Origin of the sequence: Heyndrickxia oleronia (assembly GCF_017809215.1) — a bacterium.
GTDB lineage: Bacteria > Bacillota > Bacilli > Bacillales > Bacillaceae_C > Heyndrickxia > Heyndrickxia oleronia.
The window spans coordinates 1,091,350-1,117,636 of sequence record NZ_CP065424.1 but is presented as its reverse complement, the minus strand read 5'-3'; the positions used below and the strand labels follow the sequence as shown (position 1 = coordinate 1,117,636).

The following is a 26,287-nucleotide window of genomic DNA, read 5'->3' as shown; positions in this document are numbered from 1 at the left end:
CTTATTCAACTTTAAATGTAATAGTAATCGTTGTTCCAACCTTCTCCTTGCTGTTTACAACAATCAATCCACCTAGTAACTGAACGAGCTGCCCTGCAATACTCATGCCTAATCCAGTTCCATGTGGAGAGGCATCCGTATTTGTTCCGCGAAAATATTTCGTAAATAGTTGGGGAATGGCTTCTTCCTTCATCCCGACTCCGTTATCTTTGACATAGATCTCTAATTTTTCATTATTTCCCATGACACCTACTTCTATATTTGTATGTGGGGGATTGTGGATAATCGCATTCATAATAAGATTTTGAAGGATTCGAACGAGCCATTTTTCATCGATCGCAATGTTATAAGATTTACAATTCGTTTGAAAGGAAAGCTGTTTTCCTGATTCAGGAGAGTGATTAATAGATTCCACAACCGTTCTTCTTACTATTTCTATGACATCTTTTTGTTCTTTTAGAATAGGTATTGCATTATTTTTTATTGCATAGGTAAGTGTTAAGTCTTGGATTAAAGCTTCCATATAGCTTGATTTTTCTACAATAATTTTTGCAAAGTCCTTTACTTCACTATGATCCCAATCATAGCCAGGAAAAAAAGGTGGATCTACAGAATTCGTGCTAACTGAAGCATCCTATTTCAAAAACAAAGATGGAGATGATGTGAGCTCAGCATTATTCCTCAATAACCTAACAGAAAAAGAACAAAAAACATTATTTTATATTCCAACCTTTGTTCGCATCTTTCAATTAGGACCATTCGATGGATTTTCCGTTGCTTTAGAAGCAAATTTATTAAAACTAGATCAATAATTTGTAAAAAAGCTATGTTAACTCTATTTGTGATTAAAAGGAAAATTTGATAGGATTCCATACTCATCTGCTACAAATAAGATTAATGATGTATTTGAAGATATAAAGGATTGTCTAATAAGGGATCTGAACCTTTAATAGACAATCCCTTTTAATTTTTGACTATTTTTGTATAGTTTGTTGCTTTTGTAAAAACCCCACTGCCTGCTCTTATGGAATTTATGGCTCTTTTCTTAGTTAAAATTAAGGTGTAGTATTCTTCAGCCTTTATTTATTAATTAAAGCTTTTCTTATTTGGCACCAAAGTTTGAAAAAAAAGACAAAATATTAAATTTGATATAAAAAAAAGAAAGTGATATTATTTAAACGTAAAATATTTAAACATCTAAATATTTATTTCAGAAAGAGGGTTCATAATGAGATTATCAGGAAAAGTTGCCATCGTAACTGGTGGAGCATCCGGAATTGGTAGAGGGATTTCATTAGCTATGGCAAAAGAAGGTGCACATGTTGCGATTGTTGATATAAATGAAGGAGCAGGTGAAACTACACTGGCTGAGGTTAATCAATATACTGAAGGAGCCTTATTGATTAAAGATATCTCTGTAAAAGAAAATATTGCGGGAATTGTCCAATCTGTTGTAGAGAAATTTGGAAGGCTAGACATATTAGTCAATAATGCTCATGCATCAAGAAATGTTCCTTTTATGGAAACTACTATGGAACATTTCGATCTATCATTCGGGACAGGTTTTTATCCAACTTTTAATTTTATGCAAGCTTGTTACCCTGAATTAAAGAAAACTGAAGGAAAAGTAATTAACTTTGCCTCAGGTGCAGGGCTTGAAGGTCAACACACACAGGCTTCTTATGCAGCAGCGAAAGAAGCGATACGTGCCATCTCACGTGTAGCTGCAAATGAATGGGGTCCAGATAATATTAATGTCAATCTTATTTCACCAATTGCTGCTACTCCTGGTGTTCAAACATGGAAAGAAAACAATCCAGAAATGTACGAGGCAATGATTAACAAGATCCCTCTTCGTCGCTTAGGTGATCCTGAGGGGGATATCGGAAGAACGGCTGTATTCTTAGCAAGTAATGATTCTGATTATATTACTGGACAAACCTTTATGGTTGATGGTGGGTCCATTAAATTACGTTAAGGTATTTCTATATAACAGGAGCAGAACTTGTTATTGACGGTGGATTTTCTGCTCAATAAACAGTATATTGGAGAAAACCTCTTTTTAAAAAAGGGGTTTTCTTATTATAATAGAACATAGGAAATATAAAGGAAGTAGGAAAATAATGGATAAAAATAAAACCATTTTTGAGCTTATTCACGAAATGGATCAAGTCACCAATCAATTAATCATTCAATGGAACCAAATGTTCAGTGAAAGTTTAGGAATTTCACATATTTTAGTCATCAATCATTTAAATAAACACGGGAAAAGTCGTCCATCAGATATTGCTCGTTCATTAGGCTTAACTCCTCCATCACTCACTCATTTGTCTGAGAAACTAATTAAAAAAGGATTTGCCAATAGAATGCGCGATGAAAATGACAGACGTATCCTATATTTGGATATTACAGATGAAGGCCGGAAAGTCCTCAGCAAAGCACAAGAAGCTGGCAAAACCCTTCGTAAACAATTGGTTCAAAAACTAACGGACGAAGAAATCAGCCAGCTCTTAAACCTATACGAAAAACTAAATAAATAAAATAGTAGGTGTCAGGCACCATTTATCCATTTCACGTTAAATTCATACGGTTATTTGCATAAATGGTGTTAAGCACTTAAATGAGTGCTCGAAAATATTTATTCAAATATATTCCTGTTGGATCATAGGTCTCGCGCTTTTCTAGAAATGTCGTCCATTCGGGGTAATTTTTCTTCACTGATTCCTTCGTCAAATTATTCATTTTCCCCCAATGTGGCCGGCCATTGTACTTTTCCATAACATTCCACACCCAACGGAAATATGCCTCGTACGGCATACCTTTATACATATGAAAGGCGAGGAATGCGGAATCCTGTTGATAGTTTGGATTTAAATAGCCGGATTCTCCTTTAACGAATCGGATTTCGATTGGGAAATGAACAAAAAATGGATTTTCTTCAAGCCCTTTCTTTAACTCTTCCAAACACACTAAAAATTGATCAATTGGGATGGCGATCTCACTTTCATAAAATTTTACTTTTCTAGGAGTCGCAAATAATTCATAACCATATCCAGTCTCCACACGATTCGGAATGGTTTTTGCAGAAAGCCTACTTGCCCATTGGGTTCGTTTAGGATTATGTCGGCATATTTCTGAAAGTAAATAGAAGGCTTGATTTTCAATAACATTCTTACTAATAGTCGATTTCGTTTTTTCCCATTTCTTCTGTGGTTCGGGTGGAATAAGCTCCATTTGTTTGACTTGGATTAGATCCGTTCCAGGAAACCAAAACCACTCTAAATGACGAAAAAGGGTTAAATCCTTCTTCCAATTAGTCATTCCTTCTTCAATTGATGCACGAAAAGTAGTTACCTTTAAACTGTATAATGGAAGAACCTTTAATGTGACTCGAACAAGAATCCCTAATAATCCTAAGGATACATGTAAAGAATTGGCTAGTGGATCCTCTGTACTTTCCCGTCGATGTGAATGATATGCGCCTGTTCCATCAATCCATTCCCATTTTACAACTTGACTGGAAAGAGAGCCTAACGTTATCCCCGTTCCATGTGTCCCTGTAGAAATTGCTCCAGCAATCGTTTGTTCTTGAATATCTCCCATATTTTCCAAAGCAAATCCCTGTTCTTTAAGCAACGGACCGATCTCATATAAATAAGTTCCTGCCCAAAATGTTGCTTCCCCTTTTTCTACATCAATCGCATCTAATCCCCGCATTTCATTTAAGCTCAAACATATCTCCTCAGGTAAAGCGATCGAACTAAAAGAATGACTTGCCCCAATTACTCGAATCCGTTTTTTTCTTTTATAAGCACTAGCAACAATCGTTTGTACTTCATCGACATTTCCCGGTGTAAAAAATTCTTCAAAATGACCTTTAGCAGTTTCAGCCCAATTTGACCATCGCTTCTTTGATTGCAACGTTTTTAAAGAAAGCATTCCCCTTCACCCCGATATGTTCGAAATTTCCCATCTAATTTATCATCTCGACAAACAATAAGTTCTTGAAAGCGCTCACATAATTCTCCAGCTTTTGAATGTCGGAAATAAACCGTATCTCCTATTTTAGGGATAAAACCAGTTGCTTTTAATGGTGTTTGTACTTCACCTGGTCCTTCATTTTGAAGAAATTCCAACCCTTCTGGTAAATATACTTTTGGCAATTTATCCTTGCTCAATGCACCCGATGCTGTATATCCCCCACCGTGACAAACGATAACTCCCTCTTCTGGTTTTCTTGTAACACGAAGACCAAAACCTGCAGCCGGTTTCAGTGGCAATGATGTATGTTGGTCAAACAACGCAGGAAAGTAAAAGGCCGAACCGACTGTGATTTCTGTTACTTCCTTCTGTTCTACTGTCCAGAGTAAACTTCCAGATCCCCCTCCATTAACAAACTTTAATTTTCCAACATATGATTCTATTATTTCCACTGCTTTTTTTCTCCATATTGAAATATTGGCTCTTGAGGATCTTTTTAGTAATGGAATGATGCCCCTTTTCCATTTTTCATGAGGTTTGTCTCCAACTCCAGCGATTTGTGCTTCATACCCCATCAATCCGACAACCTTTGTATGCTTGTGTTTGATCCCTTTTTCCAATAAATCTTTCAGTGCATTTTCTTCCGTAAGAGGTGAGCGTTTTGTTCCGAAATAAATAAACGGAAAGGAAGTTGATACATTAATATCTAGGCAAATTAAAAGGATAATATCATTTTCTTCTCCTATTTTTTGAAGCCACTCCCATGTTTCAATCGAATCAACCATCCAAACAATTTCTTTTCCTTCACGAATATAAGGAATCAATTGTTCAACGTCTTCCCTTTCTAAAATGGGATACCCCATTAAAAAATAATCAAATCCTTTTTTTGCCAAAAATAAGATTTCCTTTGCAGAAAATGTCATCCACCCTGAACTTGTTGGGAAGGATTGAGCAATATAGTTTAAAACCTCGACCGAACGTATCGATTTTGTAGCAATTCGGATATGCTTATCCCCTAAGTGCTCCTTAACAAATAAGATATTTTCATCTAAATGATTCAAATCTAAAAAGGCAAATGGCCTAGCGATATTAGAAAATGCCTTTTCATACTGGGAATATAGTGACATCGTCTCACCTCCTTTTTATCTACATTTCTCTATCACTCTTCAAAAATCTTTCTTACACAAAAAGGGATTGCCTAAAACACAAAGGGGAAAACCCTTTACTAGACAACCCTTTTCTACATGCTATTAAAAATGAGTATTCTTTATGAATATTATTTTTCTTGTATTTTATTTATATCCTTTTCCCGCCATAGTTTTCCTGGCCAAAAGGCATAACGTCCTAAAATCGTTGTGATTGCAGGAACTAATAATGGGCGGACAACAAAGGTATCTAGCAACACACCAATGGCAGTGATAACACCGAATTGTAATAGAACTTGTATTGGGAGTGTTGCCAATACGGCAAATGTACCTGCAAGAATGAGACCTGCGGATGTAATGACACTACTAGTTTCACTGACCCCATTTGCAATTGCGACCTTATGTGACTGTGTTCGGCGATTTTTCCAAATGCTTGAGATCATAAAAATATTATAATCTTCCCCTAATGCAACCAGGAATACGAACGCATACAACGGAATTAGTCCTTGAATTGCAGGTATTCCCATCCCATAATGAATAATTAACCATCCTGCCCCCAAAGCTGCCACATAAGAAAATAATACGGTGATGATTAAATAAACCATAGCAACAATAGAACGTAAATACGCTAAAAGCAAAACAGCTATTATAGCAATAACAACTGGTACAATGACTTTTAAATCTCGAGCTGTTGTTGATTCCGTATCATAAAGAGAGGAGGTTTCTCCTCCAATCCAATAGTGGTTATCTGGCTTTATTCCAGCCTCTACTAATGCAGATTTCACTTTCCTTGTAATGTCTGGAATTGACTCCACTGCATTTTCATCATATGGATTAGCTTTTAAATTCACATCAAAGGATAAATAATATTCATTTTCCTTCCCTTTCACCGGTTCAGATATACTGTCGACAATTGATAGCTTACTTAATTCTTCCTTTATATGAATCTCTTTTCCTTCTGTATTCACAATAACTTGGACAGGTGCGAGTTCTCCTTCAGAAAAATGATTGGCCATAATGTCAAACCCTTCACGGGATGCCATGTCCTTAGGAAATGATTCTAGTAAATTTTGCGTATAATGAATCTTTGGTGCAAAAGTAGCTAAGACCCCTAGGATGACTACACTAAGGATGATAACCGTCCAAGGCTTACCTGTTACCCATTTGCCAAGGCTCCTACTTAAACGACTATGCGCATGGTATCTTCGAACTTTTTTCCCTTTAATCTTTTCCAATTGACTGCTCATTTCCTCCGTTCTTGGGATGAACGGGAAGAATGCTGCTCTACCAAGAATGGAAAGTAAAGCCGGAAGTAGTGTGAGCGCAACCATCCCCATAATGAGAATAACTAAACTAAATGGCACGGCAAATCGATGATAGGAGCCAAATTGCGCTAGGAGCAATGTGCATAAACTTAAAACTACTGTAATTGCACTCACAAATATAGCTCCTCCAGAATGTCTGATCGCATTTTTTAATGCAATAAATTTATCCTCTTCTTCAAGGAGACATTCTCGATATTTTGATACTAAAAATAAGCAATAATCCGTTCCAGCTCCGAATAATAAAACGGTCATGATTGAAACAGCTTGTGAGTCAACAGTTATGAACCCTTTTTCCGCTAAAAATCCTAATATAGGGCTTGTTACACCATAGGCAAATCCCACACCAATGATCGGTACAATCGCTAAAAGTGGTGAACGATAAAGTAGAATAAGTAGTACAATGACTAATACAACTGTTGCAATTAATAATGTAATATCTGCTTGACTGAATAATGCAGAAGCATCCGTTGCAATCCCAACAGGACCAGTAAAGCGAACATGTAATCCTGCTTCATGAAGCTTTTTACTATAAATTGAAGGAGAATCCAATTTCGTTAATTGTTTTTTTAGCTCCTCCAAATTGTCTTTTAATTCATCCGTGCTAGCATCCTTTTTCATAAATATTGGCGTTACCAATGAAGTACCATCCTCTGAAGTAGATCCTGAAAGCGCCTGTGGTGGAAGTTTTCCTAACGGAGGGATAAAATTTTGCGAAGACAATGGCTCTTTTTCTAGTTTTTTATATAAGTCATGAATAAGCTGATAATCTTTTTCTTGGAGACCTCCATCACGGTACCATGCTAATAATAATGGGGTTCCGGTTTCATTCGGAAATTGTTGCTTAGCAATTTCCTCTGCCTGAATCGACATCTTGTCATTAGGTAGATTTTCTGCCCCGTTATCAGTCACTTTGTTTACAATAGGTAATGTGGATGACAATACGCCAACCAAGATAACCCAGATCGCGAGCGTGATCCATCTCCCTTTTCGGCTTGCGCTAGACTCAACAAATCTAATTAATAAGTTTTTCATCTTTATTCTCCCTTCCATTTATTTCAAAATGGAATTTATGCTATAATTAATTATATATACTGGTCAGTTAATTATCAAAGAAAACGTAAAATTTATTTATAAATATTTTTTTGGAGGCATTATTATGGAAATTAAAAAAAATGGACGACCACTTGGTAGACCAAAAACGAATCATCTTGAAAAGCCTAGAAATGAATTGATCTTGGAAACTGCTGCTCGTTTGTTTCTTGAAAGTGGATTTCAAAAGGTTTCAATTGACGATGTTGCAATGAATGCTGGAGTAACAAAAGCAACCGTTTATTATTATTTTGACTCAAAGGCAGAGCTCTACAAGGAATCAATTGTTTCTTTAATGGAACGTATAAAATGTCGTATTGACTTGTTGATGACATCAGATAAGCCTTTATTTGAAAGACTTTTAGATGTAACGACCGCCCACTTGCAAGCAACAACCACTCTCGATCTTGAAGCATTTATGCGTGAATCAAAAACAGATCTCTCCGATGAACAAATTCTTGAAATGAGAATGGTTGAGCATAAAATGTATGAAGGGATTCAAGATGCTCTCCAGCTTGCCGTTGATAATGGAGAAATACCAAAGGTAAACGTCACATTTGCGACACAATCCTACCTTGCCCTTATTAAAGTTGGGAATTATAAACTCCCCGATGGGACTCCGATTTTTTCTTCAATAGAAGAGACATCAGAAAACATTCTAAACATTTTCTGGAAAGGTTTTTTTTCATAATATGTCGGGCATATTCACGTACCACATGTAGGCGGTGGTCTATTAAAAGGGCTGCTCTCTTAATAGACCATTCTCTGCATAATCCTCCTTCATATCTATCCATAAATGAAGCCAATCATTTGGAATTTTTTTACTTGCAGTTGTAGCATTGTTTATGTTTTAGTTAGTTTGAAAGACTTCTATTTAAGGGATGGTGGTAAGATGGGGTGGACACAAGCAATGATCGTCATTATTTTCATTCTAATGTTAGCAGTTTTTATTTTGCCTCTAGGTTTTTATTTTTTAATTTCCTATCGTGATGCACGGCAGAAAGAACATGCAGTTTTACGAAATTACCCTGTTCTTGGTCGGGTTCGTTATATTGTAGAAAAAATTGGACCTGAATTAAGACAATATTTATTTTTAAATAATGATGAAGGAAAGCCTTTTTCACGTAACCAATATGAGGGTGTCGTGAAATCAGGAAAGTATAAGCAAAGAATTACCTCTTTTGGATCACAACGCAATTTCGAGGAATCTGGCTTTTATATAAGAAATGCAATGTTTCCAAAACAAAGAGAGGATTTGCGCATCAATCAAAGTCCGAAAATTTCAACTTATTTATATAAAATCGATAACGAAAAACTAATGAGTCGAAAAGAGCATTCCGAAAAGGCTGATATTGATCCTTATTTATTATTTGATGATGATCAAATCATCATTGGAAAAGATCATTGTAAAAAACCGTTTTATGTGAAGGGACTAATTGGCCAGTCCGCAATGAGTTACGGCTCACTTGGAAAAAATGCAATTACCGCTCTTTCAAAAGGACTTTCATTGGCTGGTGGTACATGGATGAATACTGGTGAAGGAGGTCTTTCCTCTCACCATCAAAAAGGTAATGTCGATATCATCGCTCAAATCGGCCCTGGATTATTTGGCTACCGGACCGAAGATGGTGAATTCTCATGGGAACGTTTTAAGGAAAAAAGCGAAATCGAACAAGTAAAAGCTTTTGAATTAAAGCTTGCTCAAGGAGCCAAAATACGTGGAGGACATGTAGAAGCGGAAAAAGTGACTCCCGAAATTGCGGAAATTCGAAGTGTGCCACCTTGGACAACAATAGATAGTCCGAATCGATTCCGCCAATTTCATGATACAAAAGGATTATTAGATTTTATCACTCAATTAAGAGATATTGGTGGAAAACCAGTCGGGATGAAAATTGTTGTGGGTAACCGTGATGAAGTCGAAGAAATGGTGAAAACTATGGCAACGGAAGGTAAATATCCAGATTTTATTACAGTTGATGGTGGTGAAGGAGGAACTGGTGCAACCTATCAGGAGCTAGCCGATGGACCTGGATTACCGCTGTATACCGCCCTTCCAATCGTTCACCAATTGCTAAAAAAATATAAAATTCGTGAACATGTAAAAATTATAGCTTCAGGTAAATTAATCACTCCTGATAAAATGGCATATGCACTATGTTTAGGAGCCGATTTAATCAATACAGCAAGAGCATTTATGATCTCAGTAGGCTGCATCATGGCACAAACATGCCATTCCAATACATGTCCTGTTGGCGTCGCAACGACAGATCCAAATCGTGAGAAAGCATTAGTTGTCGAAGAAAAAATGTATCGTGTCTGCAACTATGTCGTTTCAACACGCGAGGGTCTATTTAATCTTGCAGGTGCTGCAGGACTATCATCACCAACTGAATTCACTGAGGAACACCTTATGTTCCGAGCGATGAATGGGCAACTATACTCAGGCAAAGAATATATTCAAGGTGTGCTTAGACCATCCATTGATCAAATAGCCCTTTAAATTAGTTTCGAAAACAAATAAATGCAGGCTGACAGTGAAGGTGTCTGCATTTTTTTGTTTAAACTTATTTCTTTTTAAAGCTTCCTTGAACAATGTATATACTGTATTCTAAGATGATAATTTGATAGGGTTGTCTCTTTGACAACCCTATCAAATTATTCTTGGTATTTTAGTAATGTTTGTAAATTCTTTTCCATCACTTTAATATAGTCAAACCCATTTTCCTGATCCTCCTTACTTAAACCTTCTAACGTATTTAGAACTTCTGTTTTAGCTCCAATTTCATTAGCAAGAGTTTCAGCAACCTTAGGAGAGGCAAGTTCTTCAAAATAAATGACCTTTACATTATTTTTCTTAGAAAAATCCTTAATCTCTTTCATTTTTGCGGCACTAGGTTCGATATCGGGAGATAATCCAGCAATCGGTACTTGGATTAGTCCATACTCATTTGTTAAATAGCCAAATGCGGCATGTTGGGTGACTATCTCTTTTTGCTTAATATCCTTTAATCCTTCGCGGAAATGACTGTCTAGTTTCTTTAATTTTTTAGTAAAGGCAACACTATTTTTCTCATACTCTTCTTTATTTTTGGGATCTGCTTTAATAAGAGCTTCTGTAATAGTTTTAACTTCATGTTGTGCCAGCACAGGACTTAGCCAAACATGTGGGTCAAATTCATGATGATGATGCTCATGTTCCTCGTTAGAATCATGAGCATTTGTATCTCCCTCATGATAGTGATCCCCATGATCATGGTCATGGTCATGCTCTTCCTCTTCAACGCCCTTCTTCAGTGTAATACCTTTACTTGCTTCAACAAAATCTACATTATTATTGGAGATACTTTTACGGATACTAGGCACCCAGCTTTCCATATATTCACTATTAAATATAAATACATCTGCCTTTTGAATATTCGCCATATCTTTTGGAGTTGGTTCCCAATCATGAGGTTCAATAGTAGATGGAATTAGTAATTGCACATCTGCTTTATCACCGGCAATTTGTTTTGTAAATTCATACATTGGATAAAATGTAGCGATTACTTTTATTTTATCGTTTAATGCATCTTTTTTTGATTTTGTATTTGATGATCCTGTCACTTTTCCGCAACCGACCATTAGAATGATTGCAACAACTAGCATCAGGATTGATTTTATTTGTATACGGTTCATTATTCACGTTTCCCCTCTTTTTTGAAATTTTGTTTTTCTCTTTATTTTGTCTCTCTATGCAATGTGCGCCTCTTTAAGCGTGGACAATATTTCATTAATTCTAACCGGTCAGGATGTTGTCGCTTGTTTTTCGTTGTTATATAATTTCTCTCCCCGGTTTCCGTGCACGCTAATGTTATTTTCACTCTCATATTTCTGCCTCCATATTTTAAATTACACAATTACCACGATGATTTTTTTACTCCGGGAATTTGACCTTTATGAGCAAGTTCCCGGAATATGATTCGTGACATTTTAAACTTTCTTAATACCCCTCTTGGGCGACCAGTTACCTCACATCGATAAGTACGTCGTGTTGGGGAAGAATCTCTAGGTAATTTACTTAATGCTCGATAATCACCTTTTTCCTTCAATTCCTTTCTTTTTTTAGCATACTTAGCTACTAGCGCTTGTCTCTTTTGCTCCTTAACGATTTTTGACTTTTTTGCCATGCATATTTCCTCCTTAATTAATATAAAAAAGAATTATTACGATTTAAGATCGAAAGATCATCAATTGCTTAACCATTCAAATGGGTCTTGAAGTAAACTCCAGTCCCCTTCCATTTCTTCCTTCGTTAATAAGCATTGATTTAACGATTGAATAATTCGCTCTTTTTCCATTTCTATTCCAATTAGCACTAGCTCTGTCTTCCGATCACCGTATATTGCATCCCATTGTTCCATTAATTCTTGATTGTCCCTTAGATAAATGTCTTGTTGTTCTTTCGGTAATGCGGCCACCCAGTAAGCCACAGGCTCAAGTTGTACTGATGGTCCAGCCTGGGATAATAATAATGCCAGATCATTTCTTGTCGCACACCAAATTAGACCTTTTGCCCGAATAATTTCCTCTGGCATTTCCTCGATCCATTGATTTAACCTTTCTGTATGAAAAGGGATTCGACTACGGTAAACGAATGATTGTATTCCATATTCCTCCGTTTCCGGTACATGTTCAACTACTTCCAATTCTTTTAACCACCCTGGAGATTGACTAGCAAGATCAAAGTCAAACAGGTTCGTATTTAAAATATCTGTCGGATTGATTACTCCATTCATTGACCGAATCAGCCTTGCTTCGGGCTGAAGTTTTCTCAATATACATTCAAGTTGGTCTAATTGTTCTTCTGGAAGCAGGTCACATTTATTGATGACTAAAACATTACAGAATTCTATTTGATCAATAAGTAAATCAGAGATTGTTCTTACATCCCCTTCCCCCATTGCTTGATTTCTCTCTAGCAATGACTCTCCAGAAGAAAGATCATGCCAAAAACGATTTGCATCCACGACTGTAACCATCGTATCTAGCCTACAAACATTTGATAGATCGATCCCTAATTGGTCATCTATATATGAAAATGTCTGGGCAACCGGGATTGGCTCACTGATGCCAGTTGATTCAATCAGGATATAATCGATATCCCCCTGGCTAGCAAGTTTCTGTACTTCTATTAATAAATCCTCTCTTAATGTACAGCAAATGCAGCCATTCGATAACTCGACTAACTTTTCCTCTGTTCTCCGTATACCACCACCTTGCTTTATTAGCTCAGCATCCACATTTATTTCGCTCATATCGTTAACAATAACAGCGACCTTTAAGCCTTCACGATTTTTTAAAATATGATTTAAAATAGTCGTTTTTCCAGCCCCTAAGTATCCGCTTAAAACCGTGACAGGTATTTTGCTATCATTCACATCTAGACCTCCTAACTATAAATTGTAATCATTACGATTTAAGTCTTATATTTTATCCTTAACACTCAGTGAATCAGATATTTTCGTTGAGATATGTATACAATTAAAAGTGTATATCAGTATATAAGGATATGTATAAAACACAAATCGTAATTATTACGATTTAAATCGTACTATACTACCCTTACCTAAGTCAACACTATTTATTTCGACATTTTATCATTTTAAAATCGTCGAAGTATCAGAATTTATTATTTTCCTTTCTTTTGGCTCTTTTCTCAAACATTGTTGCTATTTAAGTAAAGTTATTACAAATAAATATCAACTGAGGATCGCTACACGTTTCATTTTACAGAGAAAAGAGCTACAATCTCCATAAGAACCGCTAGAATCCTTTATTGGGAGTAAAAAGCCGGTAGTTGGGCTTTTACAAAAGCAACAAACTATACGAGAACAGACCTTCTTTTTAAAAGCAATAATTCACTGTATAATATGGAGGTAATAAACTTTTTAGGAGGTTGATTGAATGGGAAAATCAAAATTGTTTAAGATCGTATTGAGCCTTTTGCTTATGTTTCCGTTGGCCTTTTTCACATCTTCTCTCACTAACAAATCCAGTGCCGCATCTTCAAAAGTAAAAATCACCGACACACTTTATAAAGGAAAATCATTTTTAATCTATCCCCAAGTATCTGGTTTAAAAAATAATACAGCACAAAAAAAGATTAATGCTGTACTCACCTCACATGTGGAACATTCGTATCAGTCTTATCTTCAATTAAAAGAAAATGAAAAAGAAGTAAAAAATGAGGATTTCTGTAAAGAAAATCCTTCCTCTTGTAACTTTACTTTAAACACTAGATATGAAGTAAAATATAATGCTGGGGGTGTGTTAAGTATTTTACTATATGATGACTCATATACGGGTGGAGCTCATGGGATGAGCGTCGTTACTTCCTATAATTTCAACATTTCATCTGGTTACAAAATCACATTAAATGATGTGTTAAAATCAAAAAAATCCTATCAAAAAGTAAAAAAATATGTTTCCGATTATATGCTAAAGCATCCAGATTTGTTTTTCGATCCTACTACTAATGATTTTACAATTAATAAGGATACTTCCTTCAATTATACAAAAGAAGGGATAGGTCTTGTTTTCCAAGAATATGAAATAGCCCCATATGCTGCAGGGACGCCTTCCATAAACATACCTATTTACATTTATAAATAAAAGCTGTTTTTATGAAATTTGTAGCTCTTTTCTCCATAAAAAGAACAGGCTTTACTAATTTATATATGTTAAAACTTTACCTAAATAAAAATAGGGACTGTCTGACACTTTGAATTCAGACAGTCCCACTACTTATGTTATGCGCTTACTCAAATATTTCCCTATTTCCTCATTACCATAAAATGGAGTGAATGTGACATTAAATTGAAATTCTACTGGATTTAGCTGATACTTAGGTAATGGGCCCGGACCACAACTGTTACTGCCTAACCCATTTAATTGATAATCTATATTTAAAGTAATAAAATCACGTTTTTTTAATTGATAATGATGCTTCGCTTCATCAATATCCTCTTTAGTAAAATAATGAGCACTAAAATTCATGTCTTGTTCCCCAACCGCTAACAATCCGAGATGATTTCCATTATGGAAGCTCACCCATTTTACATCGCTTCTATTTCCATTTTCCTGTGGAAATTCGTAAGGATAAAATAATTGATCTACTGTTTTGCGATAATGCCCTATCCTACAGGCTTCCTTACTATCTGGGTAATTTTCAAGTGGTCCTCTTCCATACCAGCTTACATGATGAAAATCAGACGGTAGTTGCATTTCCAGTCCAACTTTTGGCCACGTATCAGGTAGTTTCCCAAATGGCTTACCACTGACAGCTAATTGAACTAAACCATTCCCTTGGATGATGTATTCGTATGAACATTCTACTCCCCATCCAGTTACTAATGGAGAAATCATTTCTTCCACACGAACTTTGATGGTTGAAGCATCTAACTGATCATAATCTATTTTCTTAACATCGTGCACGAGCATGTGTAAATATGCTTCTTTCCACTTTTTCACCATATACATTTCATTATCTGTCATGGCACGCCAAAAATTCAATCTTGGCCCTTTCTCCATCATTGATTGTTCATTTGAAATCCAGGAAATTATTCTTCCATCAATTTTTGAGAATTGTATCTCAAATTCATAACCATGAATGACTAAAATGTTTGAATGATCATTTATAAAAATAGGTTCTAACGAGGATGGCATCTGCTTGATTTCATCCAATTTCTCATTAGGCAAATCAATTTGAGCCCAAGCAATTTCATGTCCTTTTTTCGCCCATTTTGTATCTAATTTTAATGAAAACAATAGATTCAGTTTATAATCTACATTCTCTAGTTTCTTGATATGGCTGATTGGAAGACAAATCTCTCCTATTGAATTTGCACAAATATAGGGCAATTCGACTGTTCCACTTGCAACGAAATCACCATTACCTTCGATTCTCCAACTACACTCTAAATGGTCGAGTGATAAGAAATTATAACGATTCTCTAATTGAAAGATCCCTTCTTTTACATCGACAACTTTTACACTCACTGGTTCGATGATCTTTTTATATTGATACAGTCCTGGAGATGGCACCCTTTCAGAATTTACTAATCCATCTAAACAAAAATTACTATTATTTGGTTCATCTCCGAAATCTCCACCATAGGCAAAATACATTTCTCCTTCTGGCGTGAATTGGCGTAACCCATGATCGATCCATTCCCATACAAAGCCACCCTGCAAGCGATCAAATTGTTCAATCGCATCCCAATATTCCTTTAATCCACCAGGTCCATTCCCCATCGCATGGGCAAATTCGCATAAGATATGAGGTTTATTCCAATTATCGGCTTTAGCAAAATCGAGAATTCGATCGACCGAAGAATACATTGTACTATAAATATCCGTTGCTTTTGTTTCTCGGTCTCCTTCGTAATGAACAATTCTAGTAGGATCGATTTCTTTACATCGTTTATACATCGCTTCAAAATTACGACCAAATCCCGATTCATTGCCAAGCGACCACATAATAATACATGGATGATTCTTATCACGTTCTACCATTCGCTCGACTCTCTCCACATAAGCTGTCTCCCAGCTTGGATCATCACTTAACTGATTCTCATTTCCCAATAATTCAAATCCATGAGTCTCTAAATCTGTTTCATCAATGACATAAAGACCGTACTCATCACATAATTCGTAAAATCTTGGATCATTCGGATAATGTGCTGTACGAACTGCATTAATATTAAATTGCTTCATCATGATAATATCTTTTTTCATTGTCTCATATGAAACTGTCCGCCCGGTATCCGGATCATGATCATGACGATTAACACCTTTAAACAAAATCGTCGTCCCATTTACTTTTAATAGACCATCTTTAATTTCAATAGATCTGAATCCAACACGGTAAGGAATCACTTCTATTGTTTTCCCATTACTATTTTTCAAGATTAAGAGCAAAGTATATAAATTAGGATCTTCTGCTGACCATTTACGCGGTGAGGTGACAAGTTGTTTGACACTGATTGAGATGGAAGAATCCGCCTTCACCAATTGTAATGAAGATTCACCAGCAGCTACACATTCATTCTTATCTAGTAACTGGTATGATAACGATAGTCTTTCTTCCTGTTCACCGGTATTTCTAATCGTTGCCCGTATATCTAAAGAGGCATTGTCATATTGTTCATCTAAGTCTGTTGTTACATAAAAATCATAGATATGTTGTTGAGGTATAGCTAGTAAATATACATCTCGGAAAATTCCACTAAACCACCACATATCCTGATCCTCTAGGTATGACCCATCACACCATTGGTAAACTTGAACAGCTATGCTATTCATGCCATCCGATATAAATGGGGTAATATCAAATTCAGAGGTCAAACGGCTTCCTTGACTATAACCTACTTCATGGCCATTCACCCATACATGAAAGGAGCTATCTACCCCTTCAAATCGGAGATGAATATTTTGACCATCCCAATCCTTTGGAATATAAAAGGTTCTTCGATAGCAGCCTGTAGGATTCTTTGTAGGTACATGTGGAGGATTCACTGGAAATGGATAATATAGATCCGAATAATGCGGTCTTCCATAGCCTTGAAGCTGCCAAACGCCAGGAACTTGAATCTTATCCCATTGCGAACTATCATACCCCTTTTGGTAAAAACTCTTTGGAATCATCGTGGGATGCTCCGCATAAAAAAAATCCCATTTTCCATTTAATAATTTTTTCGAAGAAGCCATGTCTGGATAAGTGGTTAAAGCATCTTTCACATTAGAAAATGAAATAAAATGGGCTCTTGGACTTAGGCGATTTCTTTGTAATAGATGCTGATTACGTATATCGTTATTCAAAAAGAGTGTCACTATCATGTCACCTCAATCTTATAGGTTCATCTTACTTTTTTACTTACTCATGCTTTTTTGTTTATGAATAACCTTCTTCTGATATGCTCTCCAAGTAATACACCATTTCTCTGGATGATCAAGAAAATCCTGCTCATCTAGCTGGTGAATAGTACTCTGTTGTGGAGCCTCTTTTACAATCATTGGATTCTCATAAGCTTCTTTTGAAATTTGTTCAAGCGCAGAAATATATTCATCTAAATCTTGTTTCGAATATGATTCTGTAGGCTCCAATGTAAAAGGCTGTTTCACTATATATGGATGATGACTCGTCCAGTAGTGTAATCCAAAATCAGTCATTCTTCTTTGTATATCCTCAGTTGTCACCCCTGTATCCTTTGTTAGCCCTTCCCAGCTATAACGAACTTGTTCTAAGCGGCTTCCTTTTATATAGGGAGCACTTGCTCCTTTAATTTTTCGAACCTTGCTATACATATAATTATTGTTTAGAACTGCTGTTTTTGCTACTTCCTTTAAACCATCTGCTCCTAATGCCCTAATCCATGCATAGGCACGGAGAACAGTTTGTGCTACTCCATGAAACGCGCGAATTTTGCCAATTGAATGCGGTAATTCATCATTTAAGTAATATTTATCGTCTTTATAATCGACAATTGCTGTAGGTAAAAACTCCTTTAAATCTTCTATTACTCCAAGTGCCCCAGTTGCTGGCCCACCACACATGTGAGGAGCTGCAAATGTTTTATGAAGATTAAAGAAACACATGTCAAAGCCTGCTTCTTTCGCACGTGTAATGCCTAATAACCCATTTGCATTAGCTTGATCATAATAGCAAAGCCCACCTACATCATGAACAACTTTTGTAAATTCATTAATTTTCCCATTAAATATTCCTGTATCCTCTGGATTTGCTACAACAAATCCAGCTGTCCGCTCGGAAACCACTGCCTTTAATTTTTCTATATCTGGAAATCCGTCTTCATCTGGATGTAGGGTTATAATTTTGTACCCCTTAACAGCAGCTGTTGCAGCTTGAGAAGGATGAGAAAAAATCGTTGTAATAATTTCATCACGTTGATCGCCTTCTCCTCGTACCTCGTGATACTTCCTTACGATTGATGCCATTGTATATAATGCTTGTGTACCGCCACTTGGCTGGAAAGTAAAGCAATCCATTCCGGAAATTTCACGCATACATAAATCCAACTTATAAAAAATTTCGAGTATCCCCTGAACAGTCGATTCATCCTGCAAGGGGTGAAGTTCAGTCAATTTAGGATCACGTACAAGAAACTCGTTAATTTTTGGAATATACTTCATCGTACAGGTTCCTTGACCAATTTCTACATTAAAATCCGAGCCAAGTGTTTCTTGGGACAGACGAAGATAATGACGTAAAACACGTGCTTGACCTATTTCAGGAAGGGCAGCCTTACTCTTTCTTTTCATCTCTAAAGGAAGATCGGATATTCCATCACCAACCAATTGAGTGATTTCTTCATCCACTGGTGGAACCTCAACACCCTTTTCTCCTTTTTGATGTAATTCAAAAATAATCGGTTCGTTCCATTTCGCTTGATGAAAATCAACATTATGCTTGAAATTCCTTTTCTTTATTTCCATCACATTCGCTCCTCCCTATTTCTGAATGATTTCAGTTAATGAATCAATTAGACGATCAATATCCTCTTTTGTGTGAATCTCTGTAACACAATACAAAGCACATTGACCCAGCTCTGGAAATTCAATAGATAAATCTTTTCCCCCAAAGATTTTATATTGAAGAAGCTTTTGATTGATGTCTTTTACTGTCATATCCGTTTCATTAAAATCAACTATAAATTCTTTAAAAAATGGGGATCGGAAACGTGATCCTTTTATGCCTTTTATATTTGCAAGCTGTTTAACAGCATATTGACTATTTTGTCTAATCGCTTGACCTACATCAGACATCCCATCTGGTCCCATTAAAGCTAAGTAAACGCCTGCTGTTATTCCCCATAATGCTGTTTGAGTTCCAACAGATTCTTTTCCCTTTTCACGTAATGCAAAGGAGGTGCGGTCATAGGCCACGTCACCAAATCCATACTCTCCTTTTTGAATAGTAGGAATTATCCCGAATAAACGAGATGGATACTCCTGAACAAACTCAACCTCATCACGGGTGGTAATAAATCCTGCTTGCCCGCCGCTAAAATTCATATGCATACCAAGTGGTTGTAAATCACCACAAACGATATCTGCACCATAATGACTTGGTGGAGCTAATATTCCAAGTGAGATTGGATCAACCCCTACAATCATTAGGACTCCTTTTTCCTTTAATAATTTTGCTATCGTCTCCCCTTGTGACTCAATAAATCCCAGATAGGATGGATTTTCAAAATATAGGGCAGCAACATCTTCAGATAATTTAACTATTAAGTCTTCAAGATTCATTAATCCAGATTCTAATTGAAAATCAATAAATTCAAATTCTAAATCAGGAGAGCCATAATTCGTTATAATCTTTGTTCGTTCAGGAGCAACAGTTTTGGCAAGAAGTACTTTCTTCCTCTTAGTTATCCTAGCAGCCATTCTAATTGAAGTAGCCGCTGCTTGCCCCCAATCGAAGGTGGGTACATTGACCACATCCATATCAACTAATTCTGCTAATAAACTTTGATACTCAAAAAGTGCCTGGAAGCGCCCATGATCCTCATATGGTTCGCCAGCATAAGCAGTCAAAAACTCTGAACGTTGGTTAATTTCATCGCAAACAGCTGGGATAAAATGCTGCCAGCATCCTGCACCTAAGAAGCTTACATATTCCTTAGTGTTTATATTCTTTTGAAGTATTGCTTCGATATATCTCCTAAGCTCATATTCCGTTAAAGGCTTGGGCAGGTCCATATTTCCCTGAAATTGAAGCTCTTTTGGAATACAATTATATAACTCCATAACGGATTGGACCCCTATCTCATTAAGCATCTCTTCCTGAATTTCTGGGACCATATTTGGAATATATGGGTGTATTTTTTGTGACATCGCTAATTCCCTCCTTAAAATAGTTACTTAAGCTAAACCACCGCCATCAACAACTAGCTCTGTTCCTGTTACCCATGAGGCAAGTTCACTAGCAAGAAATAATACCCCGTTGGCTATATCCTGTGGTTTACCAATTCTCGCTAATGGACGATCTGCACCTGACGAAATTAAAAATATATCTTCATTTAGATTTAGCTGCTTTGCTTCATCCCTAAGTAATGGTGTATCTGTATCACCAGGGCAAATACAATTCACACGAATATTTTGTGGCCCATGGTCAATCGCCATTGCTTTCGTTAAATTAACAACACCCGCTTTTGCCGCACAATACGCCGCCGCCTGATCTCCTCCTTTCAATCCCCATCCCGATCCAGTATTAATAATACTTCCACCGCCAGCAGCAGCCATCAGAGGGATTAAATATTTAGATAGAAGATATACACCCTTTAAAGATACATCGATAACTAAATCCCAATCATTTTCCTCCAGTTCCACTACACTCTTTCTTCGAATAATTCCTGCATTATTAAATAGTACGTCTACACTTCCATACTCTTTCTCTAGCAGTTCTTGAACATGTTGACAATCTGCAGATTTTGTTACATCACATTTAATAAATCGAGCTGAACGTCCTTGATTATTTAGATCCGCTTCCACCTCTTTTCCATTTGTTTCATTAATGTCTAACAATACAACCTTGCTGCCGACCTCCGCTAATAATTGGGCTGTTGCTAACCCTATCCCCGATGCAGCTCCAGTAATCACACATACTTTATTTTTCAATTGAAAATAGTCTCGATTCACTTGGTTACACACTCCTTATTAATTAAACTGCCCGCAATCAAAAACACACTTGAGGTCCAAGTAAATGCAGGATCACGCAGCCCTTCCCCAGTCATCGCGTTAAAATTTTCTGCCATACCTGATTGATTTGCCATCTGACAAAACGCTTCTGCAATTTTGATTGCCAAATCTCCTTCTCCACATGCTAATAATCCATCTATTAAGAGCATAGTGGAAGGAGCCCAAATTGGTCCTCGCCAATAACCATCATCTCGATAATAATCACTAGTTACACTTTCCGTTGCAAAACCATGCTCTGTCTTAAACTTGTTTTTCGTTAATAAATTGGTTAATAATATATTTCTTTGCTCACTAGTTAATCGCTCACCTAAAATGAGAGGGATATAGAGTAAGAGACTATCAGATTTAATCGTCTCATGAGTGGTAGATAAACAGGCTCTAAATCCATTTTCTGTCCAAAAATGCTCCATCATGGCGGAAAAAGTGGCATCCGCTCGCTGTTTCCATTCCAACGCTTCTTTTGCTTTTCCTAATTGTTTTGCAATTTTTTGTAATACATCCATTTGTATAATTAAAAACGCCGATAAATCTGGAGTTTCGACTGGAATTCCTTTTGCAAAAACCGTGCTATTATCCCAACCGCTATCATTCCCATGATTATATTGACAAACTCCATCTTGATCATCGTCACGATGGTAAAACCACCAATTGGTCCACCGTTTTAATGGCTCATATACCTCTACTAATCTTTCATTGTCAATAAACGTTGTTTTTTCCATCATCCACTTCAATGCCCAGCCATGAATAGGTGGTTTACAGCAATTCCACAATGCCCCTTGATCATTTAAGAAATCTGGTAATGCGCCGGAACGATCTTGTTGATCGAAGAAAATACAAAACTGATCCCATGCAAGTTCAGGCTTATTTTCAATAAGTGCCATCGCATTAAAGCAATGATCCCAACTCCAAATATTTGTCATCCAGTTTTTAGACATATACATGGCAGGTCTCTTTAATAATCCATCCGGTTTCACTACACATGACCAAGTAATATAGGATGCCATGTCAAATCCATTGTTGTACACATCAGGGATCTTTAACATCCCCTCTTTCCAGTGCTTAAATTCCTTTTCAGCACGAAGAACATTTTCTTTAAATGAAAGAGATAAGTTGGATTCCTTTTCAAAAACGAGATTATATTCAGTAATCGCTAGATCAAATTCCTCGGTCATCACATCTGGCTTACAATAGGCGAAAATATGCTTACTCTTATCTACCTCAAACGGAGCATCCACTAGCAGTGAACCTTCCAAAGGAATAAGTCGAAATCTTCGTTTTTGAATAAAACTATTCATCTCCCAGGTTGTATCTGGAAAACGCACGGCATAATCATAAGCACCTGTTATAGCAGAAAGCTTTAGTCCCACGCGATTCCCTTTTATTCGAATCGTAGAATCAGAGCTAAAACAGCATTTAATTGAATCACCGCTACCATCTGTCGCAATTAGCGAAAGTAAATGGGGCTCCATCTCAACATCGTAATGAATGCTTTCTTCACCACGTAACATCTCAATGGCAAAAAGTGAACTATCTCGTTCATCTCCTCCGCGAATATGTCGGATAAACAATTTGGTTTGATCAGATCCTTTTCTGTGGATTGGAGAGATAACTAAATAGGAACCATAATAGCTGAACGGAATTTTCATGTTTGCAACCTTCATACTTACCCTCCTTATCTTTTTCTAAAGCGTTAAAACAAAATGGATGAACTGAAAATCCATCCATTTTTTATCATTATTTCAGTCCTGTTGACTGTACACCTTCAACAATTTTCTTCTGTGCCAAGAAGAATAGGATGAGTGGTACGATACTAATTAAGAACGTGACAGCCATGATTCCGTTTGTATCAACATCGTGAACACCTTTAAACTGAGCTAACCCCAAGGTTAGTGTATATTTACTCTGATCATTTAAGAAAATTAATGGGCCTAAATAATCATTCCAGCTCCCTAAAATATTAAATACAGCAATCAATACAATGACTGGCCAAACTAGCGGCAAATAAATTTTATAATATATTTGGAAAGAATTTGCTCCATCCATTCTTGCCGCTTCATCAAGTTCTTTTGGAATAGACATAATAAACTGTCGGAGCAAGAAAATGTAAAAGGCTGAACCAAACCAGGATGGAACAATTAGTGCTTTTAACGTATTAATCCAACCGAATAAATTAAACTCCATATATTGTGGAATCATCGTAACATCCCATGGAATCATCATCGTAGCTAAAAGAATAATAAATAAAACATCTCTACCTTTAAATTTGAAACGTGCAAACCCATAGGCAACTAATGTAGATGAAACGATTTGTCCTATTGTAGTCATAACGGTTACAATTAAACTGTTCACTAAAAAGTGATTAAACGGTTGACTGTTCCACGCCTTCGAAAAGTTTTCAAAATGCCAGGTTGATGGTAAAAGCTTTGGTGGAAATTGATATAGCTCCTCTGGTGATTTAAGCGCTGTCGAAATCATCCAAAAAAATGGTGCAAGGAATAGGATGGATAATAGAATAAGCATTCCATAGACGAATCCCTTTTGCACTCTTCTTTGTGCTTTCATCTAGGCACCCCCTTTTTAAGTTCTATTTATCGTTTTTTACTTCATTTTCGTAATACACCCACATACTAGAGGATTTAAAAACAACTAAGGTTAATGAAAGAACAATGATGAACATAATCCATGCATTGGCTGATGAATAGCCCATTTTAAAATATTTAAATGCATTCTCATAAACATACATCGCATAAAAATAGGTTGATTGAAGTGGACCTCCACCTGTTAAGACAAGTGCTAAAGTTAGTTGCTGAAATGCACCGATAATCGTCATAATTAAATTAAACAGAATAGTTGGTGACAGTAGTGGCAATGTAATTTTAAAGAATTGATAAATCTTTCCTGCACCATCAATTTCTGCTGCTTCATATAATTCTTGGGGTATATTTTTTAAGCCTGCTAGAAAAATCAGCATCATGGTCCCCTGTCCCCATAAACTTGCGACAACCATTGCCACCAATGCCCAAGTTGTATCATTCAACCAGTTAGGTCCATCAATCCCAATTAAAGATAATAAATAATTAAGAATGCCATATTCTCCATCATAAACGGATCCCCAAATCATCGCTAAAGCGACACCAGATATTACAGAAGGAACATAGAAAAATGTTCGGAATAGAGAGCTTCCTTTTACCCTTTGATTTAATAAAATGGCTAACAACAGTGCTAATATAATATTTAATGGAACAAAGAAGAGAGCAAACTTCACAGTAACCCATAAAGAGTGCCAAAACAGTGGATCATCGGTAAACATTGTCATGTAATTGGATAGTCCAACAAATTTCTTCTCACCGACAATCGGCCAATCAAAAAAGCTAATTACAAATGAAAAAAGCAATGGGCCTAATGTAAAAATTAAAAATCCAATAATCCAAGGTGAAACAAATAAATAAGGAGTAATTTTTCTCCATTGTTTTTTCTTCTTCGTCTGAATCGTTGTTTGTCCGGTAGTGACACTCAAATCGACTCTCATAATTACCCTCTCCTACTAATCCTGAAAGGAGCTTTCTACTAATTTTGGACTTATTAATAGATTTGCTCCCTCATCGTTTAATTTACTTAGATAAGTATTTTTCTGAATCTTTTACCGCCTTATCAAATAATGGCTTTCCATTTTGACCGAGCATAACAGCATTTATGGCAGCCGATAAATTACGATTTACTTCATTCCAATTTTTATTTAATAAAAATGCAGGTGTATTAGTAGCGTTTTCAAGCATTGTATAAAATGGCTTGTATAGCGCATCTTCCATTACTTTTGTCTCTGCTACTACACTTTTTCTTACAGGTAGATCTGCTGTTCTCATTTTTATCGCTTTTTCAGAGGAGTAAAATTTCACAAACTTCCAAGCCAGTTCTTTTTGCTTTGAATCCTTCGCAATGGATATAGAAGAGGATGAGATTAATCCTTTAACTGGTTTTGACCCAAAGGAAGGCATCATCACAGTACCGAAATCAACTTTTGCATCTTTATAGCCTTGAATTGGCCAAATTCCACTAATAAGCATTCCAAGTTTGCCTGATTTGAAAATATCACTTGCACTTTGCTGATTTTTCCCTCCAGTTAATACTGCAATACCGTCTTTTACCATGTCACCATACAATTGGATTGCCTCAATTGTTTCAGGGCTATTCATCACCCCGTCAATTTGCTTTCCATCATCACTAATGAAACTACCGCCATTACTCCATACTAAGCTTTGTAAATCATAAGTATCCGGTTCTGAGGTAACTGAAAATCCGTACTGCTTCTTACTCTTATCTGTTAATTTTTTTGCACTTTCTAAAAACTCGTCCCATGTCCAGCCCTCTTGTGGATACGGAATATTATATTGGTCAAAAAGTTTCTTATTATAATAAACAACCATAGTAGAAAAACCTGCAGGCATTCCATATAGCTTCTTATCTACCTTCGAATAGTTAAATAATCCCTCATAAAAATCATCCATTTTAATATCTGGGTCCTTCTCCACGTATGAGTCTAAAGGTTCAAGTGACTGATGATAAGTTGTAAAATCCCACATATACATCACATCAGGAGGATTTTTTGCTCCAAATGAGGCAGCAATCTTTTGATCAAAACCATCTCCATATGCCTCTACTTGCACCTTTACATCTTTATTTTCTTTTTCAAATTCCTTGGCTATATCCTGCTGAATTTTTAACGTATCACCAGTATCCCAAGTAGCAAAACGTAAAATTGTTTTCCCATCCTTTTTCCCATCTCCAGAAGAATTGTTTGAACTACAAGCAGACATAACAAGAACAAACACTGCTACTAACAACGAGAACCATATTCTCTTTTTCTTCATAGGACCCCTCTTTTCTAATTTTTTAACTATTAAAAATATAACCGCTTTCATTTTATATTGAATGAAAGCGGTTAAACACTTCTATTTGTTTGATACTCATTGTACTTTTTAATTG

The 26,287-nt window shown here is 36.3% G+C and carries 22 protein-coding genes; 6 read left to right on the top strand and 16 right to left on the bottom strand.

The window, feature by feature from the left end:
• Position 1: 1 nt before the first annotated feature.
• Positions 2 to 523: a sensor histidine kinase gene (locus I5818_RS05535; RefSeq protein ID WP_078111493.1), complete on the bottom strand. Its 522-nt coding sequence runs from the start codon at positions 521 to 523 to the stop codon at positions 2 to 4.
• A gap of 94 nt (positions 524 to 617) precedes the next feature.
• Between I5818_RS05535 and I5818_RS05530 the strand changes: the two genes are divergently transcribed.
• The 3 genes from I5818_RS05530 (at position 618) to I5818_RS05520 (ending at position 2,540) form a co-directional block, all read left to right on the top strand.
• The gene (locus tag I5818_RS05530) at positions 618 to 812 is read left to right on the top strand and encodes a hypothetical protein (protein ID WP_078111492.1); all 195 of its coding nucleotides are present in this window, start codon (positions 618 to 620) and stop codon (positions 810 to 812) included.
• 416 nt (positions 813 to 1,228) lie between these two features.
• Positions 1,229 to 1,978 carry an SDR family NAD(P)-dependent oxidoreductase gene (locus I5818_RS05525; protein WP_071975080.1) on the top strand — a complete coding sequence of 250 codons (750 nt, stop codon included), beginning with the start codon at positions 1,229 to 1,231 and terminating at the stop codon, positions 1,976 to 1,978.
• Between the two features lie 145 nt (positions 1,979 to 2,123).
• A complete protein-coding gene (locus tag I5818_RS05520) occupies positions 2,124 to 2,540 on the top strand; it encodes a MarR family winged helix-turn-helix transcriptional regulator (protein WP_078111130.1) in 417 nt (138 codons plus the stop codon).
• 76 nt (positions 2,541 to 2,616) lie between these two features.
• On the opposite strand, the gene I5818_RS05515 is transcribed toward I5818_RS05520, so the two are convergent.
• The 3 genes from I5818_RS05515 to I5818_RS05505 all read right to left on the bottom strand — a co-directional run bounded on the left by I5818_RS05515 (position 2,617) and on the right by I5818_RS05505 (position 7,483).
• On the bottom strand, positions 2,617 to 3,939 hold the full coding sequence (locus tag I5818_RS05515) for a D-arabinono-1,4-lactone oxidase (protein WP_078111131.1): 1,323 nt from the start codon (positions 3,937 to 3,939) through the stop codon (positions 2,617 to 2,619).
• Positions 3,927 to 5,108: an alanine racemase gene (locus I5818_RS05510; protein ID WP_078111132.1), complete on the bottom strand. Its 1,182-nt coding sequence runs from the start codon at positions 5,106 to 5,108 to the stop codon at positions 3,927 to 3,929. Before I5818_RS05510 ends, I5818_RS05515 begins: the two co-directional genes overlap by 13 nt.
• A gap of 149 nt (positions 5,109 to 5,257) precedes the next feature.
• Positions 5,258 to 7,483, bottom strand: a complete 2,226-nt coding sequence (locus I5818_RS05505; RefSeq protein ID WP_078111133.1) for an MMPL family transporter — start codon at positions 7,481 to 7,483, stop codon at positions 5,258 to 5,260.
• A 124-nt stretch (positions 7,484 to 7,607) separates the two neighbouring features.
• Here I5818_RS05505 and I5818_RS05500 point away from each other — a divergent pair, with 124 nt between their 5' ends.
• Both I5818_RS05500 and I5818_RS05495 read left to right on the top strand, forming a co-directional pair.
• Positions 7,608 to 8,231, top strand: coding sequence for a TetR/AcrR family transcriptional regulator (locus tag I5818_RS05500; RefSeq protein WP_078111134.1), 624 nt, complete (start codon positions 7,608 to 7,610; stop codon positions 8,229 to 8,231).
• Between the two features lie 201 nt (positions 8,232 to 8,432).
• Complete coding sequence (locus I5818_RS05495) at positions 8,433 to 10,043, top strand: FMN-binding glutamate synthase family protein (protein WP_078111135.1); 1,611 nt, start codon at positions 8,433 to 8,435, stop codon at positions 10,041 to 10,043.
• Between the two features lie 155 nt (positions 10,044 to 10,198).
• Here the strand turns inward: I5818_RS05495 and I5818_RS05490 are convergent, their stop codons facing one another.
• Genes I5818_RS05490 through I5818_RS05475 form a run of 4 tightly spaced genes read right to left on the bottom strand, consistent with a single transcriptional unit; the run spans position 10,199 to position 12,960 of the window.
• Positions 10,199 to 11,218, bottom strand: coding sequence for a metal ABC transporter substrate-binding protein (locus tag I5818_RS05490; RefSeq protein WP_209391865.1), 1,020 nt, complete (start codon positions 11,216 to 11,218; stop codon positions 10,199 to 10,201).
• 41 nt (positions 11,219 to 11,259) lie between these two features.
• Entirely contained in the window at positions 11,260 to 11,409 is a 150-nt protein-coding gene (gene rpmG, locus I5818_RS05485) for a 50S ribosomal protein L33 (protein WP_071975086.1), read from the bottom strand.
• Between the two features lie 30 nt (positions 11,410 to 11,439).
• The gene (gene rpsN, locus I5818_RS05480; protein WP_078110739.1) at positions 11,440 to 11,709 is read right to left on the bottom strand and encodes a 30S ribosomal protein S14; all 270 of its coding nucleotides are present in this window, start codon (positions 11,707 to 11,709) and stop codon (positions 11,440 to 11,442) included.
• 60 nt (positions 11,710 to 11,769) lie between these two features.
• The gene (locus I5818_RS05475; RefSeq protein ID WP_078110738.1) at positions 11,770 to 12,960 is read right to left on the bottom strand and encodes a GTP-binding protein; all 1,191 of its coding nucleotides are present in this window, start codon (positions 12,958 to 12,960) and stop codon (positions 11,770 to 11,772) included.
• Between the two features lie 526 nt (positions 12,961 to 13,486).
• Between I5818_RS05475 and I5818_RS05470 the strand changes: the two genes are divergently transcribed.
• Entirely contained in the window at positions 13,487 to 14,194 is a 708-nt protein-coding gene (locus I5818_RS05470; RefSeq protein WP_078109654.1) for a DUF3298 and DUF4163 domain-containing protein, read from the top strand.
• 132 nt (positions 14,195 to 14,326) lie between these two features.
• Here the strand turns inward: I5818_RS05470 and ebgA are convergent, their stop codons facing one another.
• The 8 genes from ebgA to I5818_RS05430 all read right to left on the bottom strand — a co-directional run bounded on the left by ebgA (position 14,327) and on the right by I5818_RS05430 (position 26,172).
• Positions 14,327 to 17,413 (bottom strand): beta-galactosidase subunit alpha, encoded by a 3,087-nt coding sequence (gene ebgA, locus I5818_RS05465; RefSeq protein WP_235849576.1) that lies wholly within the window; start codon positions 17,411 to 17,413, stop codon positions 14,327 to 14,329.
• A 39-nt stretch (positions 17,414 to 17,452) separates the two neighbouring features.
• On the bottom strand, positions 17,453 to 19,036 hold the full coding sequence (gcvPB, locus tag I5818_RS05460) for an aminomethyl-transferring glycine dehydrogenase subunit GcvPB (RefSeq protein ID WP_139358106.1): 1,584 nt from the start codon (positions 19,034 to 19,036) through the stop codon (positions 17,453 to 17,455).
• 15 nt (positions 19,037 to 19,051) lie between these two features.
• Positions 19,052 to 20,440, bottom strand: coding sequence for an aminomethyl-transferring glycine dehydrogenase subunit GcvPA (gene gcvPA / locus I5818_RS05455; RefSeq protein WP_078109657.1), 1,389 nt, complete (start codon positions 20,438 to 20,440; stop codon positions 19,052 to 19,054).
• Between the two features lie 27 nt (positions 20,441 to 20,467).
• Positions 20,468 to 21,244 (bottom strand): SDR family NAD(P)-dependent oxidoreductase, encoded by a 777-nt coding sequence (locus I5818_RS05450; protein WP_071975092.1) that lies wholly within the window; start codon positions 21,242 to 21,244, stop codon positions 20,468 to 20,470.
• Complete coding sequence (locus tag I5818_RS05445) at positions 21,241 to 22,965, bottom strand: amylo-alpha-1,6-glucosidase (RefSeq protein WP_071975093.1); 1,725 nt, start codon at positions 22,963 to 22,965, stop codon at positions 21,241 to 21,243. Before I5818_RS05445 ends, I5818_RS05450 begins: the two co-directional genes overlap by 4 nt.
• 73 nt (positions 22,966 to 23,038) lie before the next feature.
• Entirely contained in the window at positions 23,039 to 23,866 is an 828-nt protein-coding gene (locus I5818_RS05440; RefSeq protein ID WP_078109658.1) for a carbohydrate ABC transporter permease, read from the bottom strand.
• A 22-nt stretch (positions 23,867 to 23,888) separates the two neighbouring features.
• The gene (locus I5818_RS05435) at positions 23,889 to 24,833 is read right to left on the bottom strand and encodes a carbohydrate ABC transporter permease (protein ID WP_071975094.1); all 945 of its coding nucleotides are present in this window, start codon (positions 24,831 to 24,833) and stop codon (positions 23,889 to 23,891) included.
• A gap of 82 nt (positions 24,834 to 24,915) precedes the next feature.
• On the bottom strand, positions 24,916 to 26,172 hold the full coding sequence (locus I5818_RS05430; RefSeq protein WP_071975095.1) for an ABC transporter substrate-binding protein: 1,257 nt from the start codon (positions 26,170 to 26,172) through the stop codon (positions 24,916 to 24,918).
• Positions 26,173 to 26,287: the final 115 nt, after the last annotated feature.

What these genes read in the sequence shown, in the direction of transcription:
- I5818_RS05535 (WP_078111493.1), bottom strand. Translation starts at nt 523, where the DNA reads ATGGAAGCTTTAATCCAAGACTTAACACTTACCTATGCAATAAAAAAT.
- I5818_RS05515 (WP_078111131.1), bottom strand. Translation starts at nt 3,939, where the DNA reads ATGCTTTCTTTAAAAACGTTGCAATCAAAGAAGCGATGGTCAAATTGG.
- I5818_RS05510 (WP_078111132.1), bottom strand. Translation starts at nt 5,108, where the DNA reads ATGTCACTATATTCCCAGTATGAAAAGGCATTTTCTAATATCGCTAGG.
- I5818_RS05430 (WP_071975095.1), bottom strand. Translation starts at nt 26,172, where the DNA reads ATGAAGAAAAAGAGAATATGGTTCTCGTTGTTAGTAGCAGTGTTTGTT.
- gcvPA (WP_078109657.1), bottom strand. Translation starts at nt 20,440, where the DNA reads ATGTCACAAAAAATACACCCATATATTCCAAATATGGTCCCAGAAATT.
- I5818_RS05495 (WP_078111135.1), top strand. Translation starts at nt 8,433, where the DNA reads ATGGGGTGGACACAAGCAATGATCGTCATTATTTTCATTCTAATGTTA.
- I5818_RS05500 (WP_078111134.1), top strand. Translation starts at nt 7,608, where the DNA reads ATGGAAATTAAAAAAAATGGACGACCACTTGGTAGACCAAAAACGAAT.
- I5818_RS05490 (WP_209391865.1), bottom strand. Translation starts at nt 11,218, where the DNA reads ATGAACCGTATACAAATAAAATCAATCCTGATGCTAGTTGTTGCAATC.
- I5818_RS05445 (WP_071975093.1), bottom strand. Translation starts at nt 22,965, where the DNA reads ATGAAGGTTGCAAACATGAAAATTCCGTTCAGCTATTATGGTTCCTAT.
- I5818_RS05525 (WP_071975080.1), top strand. Translation starts at nt 1,229, where the DNA reads ATGAGATTATCAGGAAAAGTTGCCATCGTAACTGGTGGAGCATCCGGA.
- I5818_RS05520 (WP_078111130.1), top strand. Translation starts at nt 2,124, where the DNA reads ATGGATAAAAATAAAACCATTTTTGAGCTTATTCACGAAATGGATCAA.
- I5818_RS05435 (WP_071975094.1), bottom strand. Translation starts at nt 24,833, where the DNA reads ATGAGAGTCGATTTGAGTGTCACTACCGGACAAACAACGATTCAGACG.
- I5818_RS05505 (WP_078111133.1), bottom strand. Translation starts at nt 7,483, where the DNA reads ATGAAAAACTTATTAATTAGATTTGTTGAGTCTAGCGCAAGCCGAAAA.
- rpmG (WP_071975086.1), bottom strand. Translation starts at nt 11,409, where the DNA reads ATGAGAGTGAAAATAACATTAGCGTGCACGGAAACCGGGGAGAGAAAT.
- I5818_RS05440 (WP_078109658.1), bottom strand. Translation starts at nt 23,866, where the DNA reads ATGAAAGCACAAAGAAGAGTGCAAAAGGGATTCGTCTATGGAATGCTT.
- gcvPB (WP_139358106.1), bottom strand. Translation starts at nt 19,036, where the DNA reads ATGGAAATAAAGAAAAGGAATTTCAAGCATAATGTTGATTTTCATCAA.
- I5818_RS05470 (WP_078109654.1), top strand. Translation starts at nt 13,487, where the DNA reads ATGGGAAAATCAAAATTGTTTAAGATCGTATTGAGCCTTTTGCTTATG.
- rpsN (WP_078110739.1), bottom strand. Translation starts at nt 11,709, where the DNA reads ATGGCAAAAAAGTCAAAAATCGTTAAGGAGCAAAAGAGACAAGCGCTA.